Here is a 12,926-nt window from a genome sequence, read left to right on the forward strand (position 1 = left end):
GAGAAGGCCGGCTCAGGCCGCGGCGGGGACCATGCCGGTCGCGGCAGGCGCCCGGTCGAAGCGCCGCGAGCTGCGGGCACCGCGGGCGGCCACCAGGGTCACCACCAGTGCCACCAGCGCCCACACCAGGATCGATCCCAGCACGCTCCACAGCGAGGTCACCGCGCCGCCCAGCGCCGCATGCACCAGGCCCTGGGAGACGATCGTCAGCGGCATCAGCGAGCTGACCGACTGCAGCAGCGGGGGAGCGGTCTGCACCGGGACGATCCCCACCAGCGCCACGGCCTGCAGCACCAGCAGCAGCACTGAGACGATCCGGCCGATGCGGTTGCCCAGCACCGTCAGCAGCGCCTGATGCAGCGCCGCGAACATGACCGCCCCGGCCAGTGCCACCACACCCACGCCCAGGGGCGACACCGGATTCACGCCGGTCGCCGTTATCACGGCCAGCACCGCCACGGCCTGCACCACGGCGATCACGGCGGCCGGGGCCAGGGAGCGCAGCGCCACCTGCCACATCGGCAGGGCACGGTCCAGCAGCCGGCCGGACAGCGCCGGCAGCAGCAGGAAGGAGGCGAACGCGCCCAGCCACAGGGCCAGCGCCACCACGAACGGGAAGGTGGCCGTGGAGGCACCGGCGGCCTCGTTGTGCCGCTCGCTGACCGAAGTGATCGGCTCAGCGCCCATCTCGGCCATCCGCTGCCGCTCGGACTCGGTGTAGGTGGGCACCTCGTCGGCGCCCTCCCGCAGCCCGGTGGCGAGCTCATCGGTGCCGTCGGCCAACTGGCCCGAGCCATCGGCCAGCTGCCCGGTGCCATCGGCCAGCTCGTCGGTGCCGTAGGCAAGCTGCCCCACGCCGTTGGCGAGCTCATCGCTGCCCTGGGCGAACTCGCGGGTGCCGTCGGCCAGCTGCTCACTGCCATCGGCGAGCGCCCCGGCGCCATCGGCACTGGCGCGGGTGCCGTCGGCGAGCTGACCGGCCCCGTCGGCGAGCTCGCCTGCACCGTCGGCGCTGGCGCGGGTGCCGTCGGAGAGCTGATGCAGGCCGGTGGAGAGCTCGCCTGCACCGTCGGCGCTGGCGCGGGTGCCGTCGGAGAGCTGGCGCAGGCCGGCAGAGAGCTCGCCTGCACCGTCGGCGCTGGCACGGGCACCGTAGGCGAGGTCGCGGGCGCCGTCGGAGAAGTCGCTGACACCATCGGCGTAGGTGTGCAGCCCATCGGCGAACTCGCCCACGCCGTCCACCAGCAGGGTAGCGGCGTCAGCACTGGCCCGGGCACCCTCGGCGAGCTGCCGGGCCGGAGTGATCAGGCCGGGGTTCTCGGCGGTCCCGTCGCCGTTGAAGGCGGCATCGACGCCACTGGCCAGCTGCTCGATGCCCTCGGCGACGCCGCCTGCGCCGTCGGCGACGCCACGGGCGCCGGCCACCAGGCCGGGGTTCTGCTCGGAGCCGTCTCCGTTGAGACCGTCGTCGACCCCCTGGACGTAGGCGAGATTGCCCTCGGCCTGGGCGCACAGGGCGGGATCCCCCGAAGCGCAGGCCTGGTCGCGCAGGGACGTGGCGAGGCCCAGCATGCCCGGGTTCAGGGCCGTGCCGTCACCGGCGATGCCGTCGCGCAGCTCCTCGGCGCCGTCGGCCACCAGTGCGGCACCGTCGGCGACGCCGCGGCTGCCGGCCACCAGGCCGGGGTTCTCCTCGCTGCCATCACCGCTCAGGCCGACGCTCAGGCCGTCGTAGGCGCTCTGCACGCCCTCGGCGTACTGCTCCAGCCCGGTGGCCAGCTGATCGGCGCCGGCCACCAGGCCCGGGTTCTCCGCGGTGCCGTCCCCTTCCACACCGCTGCGCAGGGCATCGATGCCGTCCAGCAGGCCCGGCTGGTCCGCGGTACCGGTGAGGCCGCCTTCCAGGGCTTCGGCCCCATCGGCCAGCTGCTCGGTGCCGGTGGCCAGCTCGTCCAGGCCCGAGGCCAGGTCGCTGCTGCCACCGGCGGCGTCGTCCGCTCCGGTGGCGAGCTGGTCCAGGCCCCCGGCGAGGTCGTCGGCGCCGGAGGCGGCATCCGAGGTGCCATCGGCCACCTGGTCCAGTCCGTCGGCGAGGTCGCGACTGCCGCCGGCGAGGTCGTCGGTGCCGTCCGCCAGCTCGCCCAGGCCGTTGGCCAGGCTGCGCGTGCCATCGGCGGTGCCGCGGGTGCCGTCGGCGAGCCCCCAGGCACCGTCGGCCAGGTCCCGGCTGCCGTCGGCCGCCTCACCGGCGCCGCCGGCCAGGTCCCTGGTGCCATCGGCGGTCTGCTGCAGGCCGTCGTCGAGCTCGGAGGTGCCGTCGGCCAGTTCGCGGGCACCGTCGGCGGCCTCGTCGAACCCGGCGTGCAGGTCGTTGAAGCCCAGGTAGATGCCGTCGAGGTACTGGCGGGCCATCTCCCCGCCCATGGTCGAGGCGGAGGCCTGCGCGACGGCGGTGCCCACCAGAGCGTTGAGCTGGCCGCTGGCGTCGTTGGTGGTGACGTGGAGCTGGGCCTGGACAGCCTCGGGCGTGCCCAGGGTGCCCACCTTGGCCGAGAAGTCCTCGGGGATCGTCACCACCGCGGCGTAGGTGCCGTCGCGCAGGCCCTGGCGGGCATCGGAGGCATCGGTGAGGCGCCAGTCGAAGCCGGTCATCTCCGGAGCCTCCTGCCCGGTGACGGTGTCGGGCTGGGTGAGGGCTCCGGCCAGCAGGCGGCCGAACGGCACCATCTGCTCCTCGCCGTCGACTTCCATGGTGGTGCCCTCATCGAGGTTCACCACGGCGGCGGGCACCTGGTCGATGCGGTCCACGCGACCGCTGAGCGCCCACATGCCGACGGCCGCCACCATCAGGGGCAGCAGAAGCACGACGATCAGGGTGCGGGGATGGCGAAGGCGGTTCATACCAGGGCTCCTTCAGGGGCGGGGGAGCGGTGCAGGGCAAGTGCGGTCAGACGGGTGGGGTCCTGCAGAAAGGCGCGCAGATGGTGCTCGGCGTCCAGGGCCTGCTCGCTGCGGGATCCCACCACCACGGTCACGTCCCGTTCCAGCAGCGCATCGAGCTGCGCGACGGTGCGGTCACCGCTGACGGTGGCGGCGTGGGCGAGGTCCTCGATCTGCTCGATGACGACCATGCGGTGGGCCAGGTCGCGGCCGGTGACGTCCTCCAGGCGGGAGGAGACGTCGGCCCCGGTGGGGATCCAGTGGGTGCGGGCCTGGATCACGCCGGTGTCCTGGGGGAGAAGCCGGTCATGCAGGGCGACCACACCCTCGGTGGGCTTGATGCGCCCGCCGATCAGCGACAGCAGCGCGGCGCGGGCCGCGTCGTCGGTGCTGCGCACCACCAGCAGGGTGCCCGGGGCGATGGATCCGCTCAGCGGGCCCAGCGGCTCACCGCCGTCCGGTGTGGGCACCACGGCGCCGTCCAGGCGCAGGGAGGCCCTCCCGTTGTGCTCGGTCCAGTCGCGATGCTCGAGGACGTGCTCGAGGCCCTCGCCCTCGACGTCGACCGTGGGCAGCAGGCGATCCAGCCATCCCGGCAGTGCCCAAGCACGAGGACCCAGCAGGGCGAGCACGGCGGGCACCAGGGTCATGCGCACCACGAAGGCGTCCACCAGCACTCCCACGGCCAGGCCCACCGCGATGGGCTGCAGCATGAACCAGCCGGAGGTGATGAAGCCGGTGAACACCACCACCATGATCAGGGCAGCGGCTGTGACCACGGGGGCGCTGCCGGTGAAGCCCCTCTCGATGGCACCCTTCGCATCGCCGGTGCGCACGAACTCCTCCCGCATGCGGGAGACCAGGAACACCTCGTAGTCCATGGCCAGGCCGAACAGCACACCCATCACGAAGATCGGCATGAACGCCACCACGGGGCCGTTCACGCTGACGAACAGCGGGCCGTTGAACCAGCCGTACTCGAAGACCATCGCGGTCACACCGAAGGCGGCGCCCACGGAGAGCAGGTATCCCAGCGACGCCTTGATGGGGACCCAGACCGATCGGAACACCACCATCAGCAGGATCAGCGAGAGGCCGACGACGAAGATCGCGAACGGCAGCAGCGCCTTCGAGAGCATGTCGGTCACGTCGATGCCGACGGCGGTCGCACCGGTCACCGTGACCTCGGAGATGCTGAACTCCTCCTCCCAGGAGGGGCCGGCCTCGCGCAGGTCCTGAACCAGGTCCTTGGTGGACTGCTCGGTGGGGCCGCCCTCGGGGACCACGGCGATCACCGCGAGGTCCGCTCCCCGGTTGGGAGTGGCGATCTGGATCTCGCGCACGTCGGGGTGCGAGGCGATCTCCGTCTCGAGGGCCTCGACCACGCCCAGGGGATCGGTGGTGTTGATGATGTCGGCGGTGACCAGCAGGGGTCCGTTGTAACCGGGGCCGAACTCCTCGGCGATCAGGTCGTAGGTCTCGCGGGCGGGGGTGCCTGGCTGATCGGTGCCCTGGTCGGGCAGGGCCAGCTCCAGATCCTTCAGCGGGACGGCCAGCGCTCCCACACCGATCACCACCAGCAGGATCGTCAGCGCGGGGACCTTGGTGACCAGGCGCACCCAGGTGGTGCCGAAGGGCTTCCTGCGGGTGCCGCTGGAGGGATCCTCCTGCGGGAGCGTGCCGCCGTTGTCGGCCATCAGGCGTCGCACCTTCCGCGGCCGCAGTCGCTCCCCGAGGATGCCCATGATCGCCGGCAGCATCGTCACCGCGACCAGCACCGACAGCGCGACGGTGGCGGCGGCGGCGATGCCCATGATGGTGACGAAGGGGATGCGGGTGACGAACAGGCCCACCAGCGCGATGATGACGGCGATGCCGGCGAAGATGACGGCGCTGCCGGAGGTGGCCAGGGACGTGCCGATGGACTCGGAGACGTCGTCGCCGCGCTCGAGGTTGCCGCGGTGTCGGTGCAGGATGAACAGCGCGTAGTCGATGCCCACTGCGAGGCCCAGCATCGCCCCCAGGGCGGTGGTGACCGAGGGGATGTCCACGCCGGCCGAGAGCGCGACCAGGGCAAGCATGGAGATGCCCACCCCGACCACGGCGGTGACGATTGGGATGATCGCGGGCAGGAACGAGCGGAAGATGATCGCCAGGATGATGAGGGCGGCGACGATGCCCAGGACCTCACCGATGCTGGAGGGGATCTCGGCGCTGGAGAGCACCTGACCGCCCAGGTGGGCCTCGAGCTGTGCGGTGTTCGCCGACTCGACGATCTCCAGCACCTCACTGGGAGCGGATGCGGGGAACTCACCGATCTGCCCGTCCATCTGGAACTGGGCGATCAGGGCGGTGTCGTCCTGGTTGCGGGTGCCGGGGGAGAGCTCGTCGAAGGGGGAGGGGGCCACCTCCACGCCCTCCACCTCGCCGATCGCCGTCATCGTCTCCTCGATCGGCCCCTGCAGTTCGTCCACCGTGGTGCCGTCGGTGGTGCGGAAGACCACCTGGCCGGCGGTGCCGCCCATCTCGGGGAAGCGGGTGGCGAGGTTGTCGATGCCGGCCTGCCCCTCCGTGCCGGGGATCTCGAACTCGGTGGAGAAGGAGCCGTTCAGCCCGAAGGCGAGGGCGGCGACCGCGATCAGCAGAGCCGTCCACAGGGCGACGATCTTCCACCCGGCCGCTGCCATGGCGCGGCCGAGGCGGTACAGGGATGAGGACACACGGCCTCCAGGCGGGACGAGGCGGACGACGGGGGAGACGTGCACCGCGACGGGATCGGGCCTGGTCCCGCACTCGAGACGATCTCGAACTGGAAACAGTGGTGCACTCGATACACTAATGTATCAGTGGGGTGCTTTCGTGAAGCTGAGTGCATGCCAAGGGCCGCCTCCAGAAGAGAGACCATCAGCACCCAGGCCCCTGCGCGCCGATGAGGACCCATGACCGATCTGTTCGAACCTCTCCCCGAATCCGCTGCCACGCGACGCAAGGAGAACACCCGTACGCGACTCGTCCGGGCGTCCCTGGACGTCTTCGTGGAGAAGGGGATCGACGGCGCCACCGTGGACGACCTGGTCACCGCCGCCGGATTCACCCGGGGCGCGTTCTACTCGAACTTCTCCACCAAGGAGGAGGTGTTCAGCGAGCTGTTCGCCTCGGTCACCGAAGAGCTGCTGGGCATCATGCGCACCGCGGTCGAGGAAGCCATGAGCCTGCACGCCGAGGCGGGCGACGACCGGGTGATGGTGGCCGTGTTCGAGGCGATCCGCCCCTTCGGCCGCTAGTGGTACCTGCTGTACTCCGATGCGATCTCCCGCTCCCTGCGCGACGAGGAGCTGCGGGGCCGCCTCGCCGTCCAGCGGGAGCGCCTGCGGGACGAGATCGGCGACCTGCTGATGCGGGGCATCACCATGACGGGCGAGCGGCCGCTGCTGGCGCCGGAGGATCTGGCCCAGCTGCTGGTGGGGATCTTCGTGGACCTGATGCTCCGTGAGCAGATGGACGGCCGGGACGTCACCGAGCTGGCGGCCACCACCATCCTGGGCACCCTGCGGGCATTCGTGGTGCGCCAGGAGCAGACCGACACGCCCTGACGGCGGATCTCCCACGATCGCGCGATCCCAGCTCCTACGGTGAGGCACGGATGTGGCGAACCTCGCATCCCCCTTTCCCCGTCCTCCGCTTCCCCAGGAGAACCCCATGGCGGCCTATCGACCGCGCCATCTCGCGCCTGCCCGCACCCCGTCCCAGCCCCCGCTCCCGCCCGCCGGATCCTCCCGTCGCAGCCTGCTGCGCGGAGGGGCCCTCGGCATGGCCACCCTCGGTGTCGGCGCCTCCGGCGCGCTCGGGGCGTCCGCTCACGCCGCCCCCGCCGCGGCCGAACCTGCCGCTCCTGCAGCGGCCACCGGCATCCACGGGCAGGACGTCTCCGCCTGGCAGGGCCGCGTGGACTGGGCTGCCCAGCGCGAACTGGGCTCCCGCTTCGCGTACGTCAAGGCCACGGAGGGCCGCAGCTACCGCAGCCCCGACTTCGACCACCAGTACACCGGGGCCGGCGACGCCGGTCTGATGCGCGGCGGCTATCACTTCGCCCGGCCGGACTCCGGCGGCCCCGAGGAGCAGGTGGACTTCTTCCTGAACAACGGGGGCGGGTGGAGCGAGGACGGACGCACCCTGCCCGGCATGGTCGACCTGGAGGGCTACCGCGGCCTGCCGCGCGACTACGGACTGGGCCAGCAGGAGATGCGCGAGTGGATCTCCGCCTTCCTGGTGCGCTACCAGGACTCGGTGGGCCGCCGGCCCGTGGTCTACACCAACTACTACTGGTGGATGGACGTGGTGGGGGAATGGACACCCACCAACACGCCCCTGTTCCTGGCCGCCTACCGCGCCGAGCCGCCCGTGCTGCTGCCCGGCCGCTGGTGGGGCTGGGAGCTGTGGCAGTACTCCGACTCCGGTCCCTTCGCCGGTGACTCCAACCTCTGGCACGGCACCCAGGCCCAGTTCGAGAGCTTCGTCTGCGACGTCGACTACGACGCCCACGGCATCTGAGGTCCACTCCACCGGGGCAGGGCTGTGTACCCTGCTCCGGTGACCTCACCGAACAGCACCCCCACCAGTCAGTACCCTGGAAGCCCGGCCGGCGCCGTCTACGCCGACCGGGGTTCCTCTCACTTCGACATCCTCCTTGCCGCCATGGTCACCGTGGTGATCCTCTCCGGCATCGGCGCTGCCAAGGGCGTCACCTTCGGCACCGTTCCCGGTACGGGCTTCGAGATCATCACCGACGGCGGCTTCTTCCTCTTCCCCCTCGCGTACATCCTCGGCGACGTGATCACCGAGCTGTACGGCCCCCGCGCCGCCCGCCGCGCGATCATCACCTCCTTCACCGTGAGCGTCATCGCCACCCTCAGCTACCAGGTGATCATCGCCCTGCCCCCGTTCCCCGACGACTACGGCCTGGCCAAGCAGGACGCCCTCGAACTGGCCCTGGGCCCGGTGTGGATCGTGGTGGTGGCGGGACTGGCCGGGTTCGCCGCCGGTCAGTCCCTGAACTCCTTCCTGGTGGGCCGGATGAAGCAGCGGTCGGGGGAGCGCGGGCTGATCGGCCGCCTGTTCACCGCCAGCGGCCTGGGCGAGCTGGTGGACACCGTCATCTTCTGCACCATCGCCGCGGCCGCCATCGGCATCACCACCGTGGAGCAATGGGCGCAGTACACCCTGCTGGGATTCCTGTACAAGGTGCTCGTGCAGTACGCCGCCATCCCCGTCACCGCCGCAGTGATCCGCTGGCTCAAGCGCACCGACCCCACCTACCAGGCGCGCCTGTCCCGCCTCGCGGATCGCGCCCCCGCGGACCCGACCATGGTCTGATCACCACCGGAGGTCGACCGCCCCAGGTGGGGTCGACCATGGACGCACGGCGGCACCGAACGGTCGGACCGATCCCCGATCATGGATCCATGACGCAGACTCCTCGCCCCCCGGCACCAGGTCCATCGGCCCAGCACGGCGTCCCCGCCCCGCAGGGTCCTGCCACGTGGCACGGGACCTACGGATCATCGATGCCGCCCCAGGCGTCCTGCCCGCGACCGCCTGCGGTGGACCACGCTCGCCCCTTCGGTGCGCATGTGCGGATGAGCTGGTGGAAGCCCCTGGTGATCATCCCCGTGCTGCTGGTGCTGATGCTCGTGCTGCAGATCATCGTCGGCACCATCGTGATGCTCATCGAGATGGTGGTGACCGGTGTGCAGCCCCCGGTGGATGGCAGCGCTCCTCTGTCGCCGTGGATGATGCTGGCCGCGAACCTGAGCATCGCTGTGATGGCGCCGGTCGCGATGTTGCTGATGCGCTGGATCGGCAAGGTGCCCGTGCGCGAGCAGTTCCGCATCGGCCGGCGCGCCTCCTGGGGCCGACTGGGTCTGTACACCGGCGTGTTCCTGGTGCTGCTGCTGGTGGTCAACGGGATCATGGTCGCCGTCGACCCCAGCATGCTGCAGAGCATCGGCCTGAGCGCCGGGGTGATCCTGCTGATCGCGATCACCCTGCTGACCACCCCGCTGCAGGCCGCGGCCGAGGAGGTCATGTTTCGCGGCGCGATCATGCCCGCGATCGGCTCCTGGATCCGGCCGGCGAAGGCCGCCGTGGTGGTGGCGCTGATCGGCTCGAGCCTCGTCTTCGGCATCATGCACGCCTCGATCGACCCGTGGCTGCTCTCCTACTACGTCCTGTTCGGGGTGTGCACGGGCCTGATGGCGATCATCAGCCGCGGGCTGGAGGCGCCGATCGCCTTCCACGTGGTCAACAACGTCGTGATGATGGTGCTGTCGGCACTCGGGTCCGACGACGGGCACATTGCGATCGACCGCTCCGTGGGCATGGGCGGCCCCTTCATGCTCGTGTACATCGGGATGGATCTGGTGGCTGTGGCCCTGGTGTGGCTGTTCGAACGTCGCCGTCGCGCAGCCGAGGTGCACGAAGGAGTAGCGCAGCCCACGGCCTGAGCGCTTCTGGTGGTTCCCGCCTGTCCCTAGGATGGTGCGGTCGAGCCGGGCGGGATCCTTGCGATCCTGCTCGGCTCGCCCGTTTCCCCCTTGAAAGGACGCCCGTGGCTTCCCCCGCCCGCGATCACCATCACGACCAGCCCGCGCAGGCCCCCGCGGTCGACGAACCGGCACCCACCACCGGCCCCGTGCCCACCACCACCGGGTCGTTGCCCACCATCACCGGTGCCATCCCGGTGCTGGAGGACCAGGCCGATCGCGACATCGCCCATCTGCCCGACGAGCAGGAGCTGACGCGCACCCGCGCGAAGGTCACGGTGATGGTGATCGTCGTGCTCACCACCCTCAGCGCCATCGGGCCGCTGGCCACTGACATGTACATCCCGGCCTTCCCGCAGGTGGCCTCGGACCTGGCCACCAGCGCCGCCAGCCTGCAGTTCACACTGACGGCGTTCTTCGTGGGCACCGCGAGCGGCCAGGTGGTGGCCGGGCCCCTCTCGGACCGCATCGGCCGGCGTACCCCGCTGCTGATCGGGATCGTGCTGTGCCTGCTCGCGTCGATCGGCTGCGCCCTCGCTCCGAGTGTGGAAGTGCTGCTGATCGTGCGGGTGCTGCAGGGCATCGGCGGCGGCTTCGGGATGGTGCTGGGGCGTGCCGTGCTGATCGACATGACCGACGGACCCGAACTGTTCCGCGTCATGAACATCATGCAGGGCATCGGTGGCATCGCCCCGATCGTCGCCCCGCTGCTAGGCGGGCTGATCCTCATCGTCGGTCAGTGGCGGGAGATCTTCGTGGTGATCGCCGCGATGTCGCTGATCTCGCTGATCGGCACCCTCTTCCTGATCCCGGAGTCGCTGCCGCGGTCGCGCCGTCACGCGGGCGGGTTCCGGACCTTCCTGCGCAACGCGCGCGCCCTGCTGGGAAGGCCCCTGTTCGTTGCCTACATGCTGGTCAACGCGTTCTCGGCCTTCGCGCTGATGGCGTATGTCTCCGCCTCCAGCTTCGTGGTCCAGGAGATGCTGGGCTACTCCTCCACCCAGTACTCGGTGAGCTTCGCGATCAACTCCACCGGCATGATGGCCGCCGCGTTCCTCTCGGCCCGGCTCACCCGCACCATCCACCCGCGCAGGCTGATGCGAGTGGCCCTGGCGGTGGTGAGCCTGGCGAGCTTCGCGCTGCTGATCGGGAGCCTGTTCTTCGACACCCCGGCGTGGATCGTGCTGCCGGCGTTCTTCTTCACGGTGGCGCCGCAGGGGATGATCTTCGGCAACGGCGCGGCGATGGCCTCGGAGCAGGCCCGGGAGTTCGCCGGCACCGGCTCGGCGATACTGGGCCTGGGCTTCTCGTTCTCCGCGTCCCTGGCGGCTCCGCTGGTGGGACTGGCCGGCACGGAATCCTCGCTGCCGATGGCGATCGCGATGGTGGCGGGCTCGCTGATCTCCATCGCATGCTTCGTGGTGGCCGGGCGGCAGTCCACGACGATCGCGAAGGCCTAGGATCTGGGCATGGATCAGAGCGCCCAGCTAGATCAGGGGGAGCAGCGCCGACGGCTCGGTACCAACGACCTCGACATCGAGGACGAGCTGCTGGACGAGGCGCTCGACACCGTCTCCGAAGGCGCTGAGCGACTGAACCGCAAATGGCCCGAGCTGATCATCACCGGCATGTTCGGTGGCATCGACGTGGGGCTCGGCATCCTGGCGATGGTGCTCGTCAAGCAGGCCACAGGCTCCGATGTGCTGGCAGGCATGGCCTTCGGCGTGGGACTGCTCGCTCTGAAGCTCGCCCACTCGGAGCTGTTCACCGAGGAGTTCCTGCTACCGCTGAACGCAGTGATCGCGGGCCAGGGGACCTGGGTGCAGATGGCGCGCCTGTGGGCGGTGAGCCTGGTGACGAACCTCGGCGGGGGACTGGCCTTCGCGGGACTGATCGTGCTCTCACTGCCGGGGTACCACGGGACCATCATCGATACCGCCCAGAAGTACCTCGACCAGGACTCACTCCGAGCCATGATCGGCCTGTCCCTGCTGGCGGGCGCCACCATCACCCTGTCCACCCGCATGCAGCAGGGGACTTCCAACGACGTCGTCACCGCTATCGTGTGCCTGGTCTCGGGCCTGCTGGTGATCGGTCTGGGCATGCTCCACGGCGCCCTGAACGCGATCGTCATCTTCGCTGCCATGCTCGCTGGTGCGGACATCTCCATCGGTCAGTTCCTCACATGGTTCGCGATCGTGATCCCGTTCAACATGCTCGGTGGTCTGTTGGTCATCTCCCTGCCGCGGGTGATCCGCACCTGGCGCGTGCTGAGCGGACTGCGCCGCGGGGAGTTCACCCTCGAGGATCTCGAGGAGCAGGCGAGCTGAGTCCACCATGACCCCACGGACACGACGGCGTGCGCTGGGGCGATGAACGGTTCCTCGCAAAGCTCCGCGTCATCACCCCTGGGCGAAGGGGCACATGACGCCATCTTGAGTGCACGCCGATAATGTACGTTATGTAAAGTACGACGGGGGGGGCGGTCAGGACTGCTCCTCTCCCGCAGCCCCCGTCAGCGCGTCGACAATCTGCTGGCGCGTCGGGCCACAGGATGTCCCGAGTGCCGCGGGTCGTGTGCCCTCAGGCTCCGCCGGAACCCGCTTGCTGGGATCGACGACGTCGTCCCCGTCGACGTTGCTCGCATCGCCGGTCAGCAGAGCCGCCCAGAACGGTGCGATCACATCCCGGTTCGCGGTGTCCAGGCCCAGCTCGAGCATTGTCGGGGCCGACGGATCCGCTTCTACGCCCGCCTGCTCGGCGAGCTCGATGATGCGGGGGCCATGCGCAGGTCGCCCTTGGTCACACCCCTAGCAGCGACTGTCCTGTGATCGTCGTCATAGCAGAACGGTGCCACTGATCGCCGCGGTCCAAAAGGGGCTCCTGCCGGTGTCGATGGGCTCCAGCCCTCACACGGGCAGCTCGCTGAGCGACTGGATCCTCCGCATCCCCGGCGCCCCCAGGGGGATGCCGGGGGTGGTGAGCAGATAGGCGCGGATGCCGGCTGCCTCGGCGGCTTCCACATCGGCGGGCCGGTCCCCCACTGCGAGGCAGTCCTGTGCGGTCAGGTCGTTGCGCTCCAGCAGGGCTCGGTGCATCGCCGGATCGGGCTTGCGGGGGAAGCCGTCCGGGGCGCACACCATGTCGTCGATCTCCAGGCCCAGGGACTCCACCAGCACCGTCGCGCTGTCGCGGTCGCGGTGGGTGGCCACCAGGTTCACACCGCCGGCCGCGCGCACGGCATCCATGACCTCCAGCACGCCGTCCATGAGCGGCGGTGCCTGCCGCTCCCACCGGTCCTTCAGTGCGTTGTAGGCGGAGCGCAGCGTCTCCTCCGGCACGTCGTAGCGACCGGCCAGCGTGCTGATCGTCCGGGAGCTGGAGACCCTGGTCAGGCGGGCCACTTCCATCAGGGCGTTGTCGTCCACCTCAGCGTGGGCCGCG

General features: G+C 70.2%; 11 protein-coding genes. 7 read left to right on the plus strand and 4 right to left on the minus strand.

Translation table 11 applies throughout. The features are described from left to right. Positions 1–12 precede the first annotated feature (12 nt). Positions 13–2,901: a YhgE/Pip domain-containing protein gene (locus M4D54_RS06015; RefSeq protein WP_259890706.1), complete on the minus strand. Its 2,889-nt coding sequence runs from the start codon at positions 2,899–2,901 to the stop codon at positions 13–15. Continuing rightward, positions 2,898–5,660 (minus strand): MMPL family transporter, encoded by a 2,763-nt coding sequence (locus M4D54_RS06020; RefSeq protein WP_259890707.1) that lies wholly within the window; start codon positions 5,658–5,660, stop codon positions 2,898–2,900. Before M4D54_RS06020 ends, M4D54_RS06015 begins: the two co-directional genes overlap by 4 nt. Before the next feature lie 219 nt (positions 5,661–5,879). On the opposite strand from M4D54_RS06020, the gene M4D54_RS06025 reads away from it, so the two are divergent. From M4D54_RS06025 to M4D54_RS06055, 7 genes are all read left to right on the plus strand, one after another. Then, complete coding sequence (locus M4D54_RS06025; protein ID WP_259890708.1) at positions 5,880–6,224, plus strand: TetR/AcrR family transcriptional regulator; 345 nt, start codon at positions 5,880–5,882, stop codon at positions 6,222–6,224. Between the two features lie 111 nt (positions 6,225–6,335). Further along, positions 6,336–6,533 (plus strand): hypothetical protein, encoded by a 198-nt coding sequence (locus M4D54_RS06030; RefSeq protein ID WP_259890709.1) that lies wholly within the window; start codon positions 6,336–6,338, stop codon positions 6,531–6,533. A gap of 106 nt (positions 6,534–6,639) precedes the next feature. After that, complete coding sequence (locus M4D54_RS06035; protein ID WP_311199681.1) at positions 6,640–7,491, plus strand: GH25 family lysozyme; 852 nt, start codon at positions 6,640–6,642, stop codon at positions 7,489–7,491. Between the two features lie 39 nt (positions 7,492–7,530). Next, entirely contained in the window at positions 7,531–8,313 is a 783-nt protein-coding gene (locus tag M4D54_RS06040; RefSeq protein WP_259890712.1) for a queuosine precursor transporter, read from the plus strand. Positions 8,314–8,576: 263 nt separating this feature from the next. Continuing rightward, positions 8,577–9,443: a CPBP family intramembrane glutamic endopeptidase gene (locus M4D54_RS06045; protein WP_259890713.1), complete on the plus strand. Its 867-nt coding sequence runs from the start codon at positions 8,577–8,579 to the stop codon at positions 9,441–9,443. Between the two features lie 104 nt (positions 9,444–9,547). Further along, positions 9,548–10,942 carry a multidrug effflux MFS transporter gene (locus tag M4D54_RS06050; RefSeq protein WP_259890714.1) on the plus strand — a complete coding sequence of 465 codons (1,395 nt, stop codon included), beginning with the start codon at positions 9,548–9,550 and terminating at the stop codon, positions 10,940–10,942. 9 nt (positions 10,943–10,951) lie between these two features. Then, a complete protein-coding gene (locus M4D54_RS06055) occupies positions 10,952–11,812 on the plus strand; it encodes a formate/nitrite transporter family protein (RefSeq protein ID WP_259890715.1) in 861 nt (286 codons plus the stop codon). A 156-nt stretch (positions 11,813–11,968) separates the two neighbouring features. On the opposite strand, the gene M4D54_RS06060 is transcribed toward M4D54_RS06055, so the two are convergent. Together M4D54_RS06060 and M4D54_RS06065 are read right to left on the minus strand one after the other, a co-directional pair. Then, the gene (locus tag M4D54_RS06060; protein ID WP_259890716.1) at positions 11,969–12,202 is read right to left on the minus strand and encodes a hypothetical protein; all 234 of its coding nucleotides are present in this window, start codon (positions 12,200–12,202) and stop codon (positions 11,969–11,971) included. A gap of 189 nt (positions 12,203–12,391) precedes the next feature. After that, on the minus strand, positions 12,392–12,926 hold a 535-nt coding region (locus tag M4D54_RS06065; protein WP_259890717.1), incomplete at its 5' end, for an HAD-IA family hydrolase.

The organism is Brachybacterium sp. p3-SID1565 (assembly GCF_025143785.1).
Classification (GTDB): Bacteria; Actinomycetota; Actinomycetes; order Actinomycetales; family Dermabacteraceae; genus Brachybacterium; species Brachybacterium epidermidis.

Bases quoted from the DNA above. Each gene is read 5' to 3' on its own strand.
- M4D54_RS06035 (WP_311199681.1), top strand. From the start codon at position 6,640: ATGGCGGCCTATCGACCGCGCCATCTCGCGCCTGCCCGCACCCCGTCC.
- M4D54_RS06025 (WP_259890708.1), top strand. From the start codon at position 5,880: ATGACCGATCTGTTCGAACCTCTCCCCGAATCCGCTGCCACGCGACGC.
- M4D54_RS06060 (WP_259890716.1), bottom strand. From the start codon at position 12,202: ATGCTCGAGCTGGGCCTGGACACCGCGAACCGGGATGTGATCGCACCG.
- M4D54_RS06015 (WP_259890706.1), bottom strand. From the start codon at position 2,901: ATGAACCGCCTTCGCCATCCCCGCACCCTGATCGTCGTGCTTCTGCTG.
- M4D54_RS06055 (WP_259890715.1), top strand. From the start codon at position 10,952: ATGGATCAGAGCGCCCAGCTAGATCAGGGGGAGCAGCGCCGACGGCTC.
- M4D54_RS06045 (WP_259890713.1), top strand. From the start codon at position 8,577: ATGAGCTGGTGGAAGCCCCTGGTGATCATCCCCGTGCTGCTGGTGCTG.
- M4D54_RS06030 (WP_259890709.1), top strand. From the start codon at position 6,336: ATGCGGGGCATCACCATGACGGGCGAGCGGCCGCTGCTGGCGCCGGAG.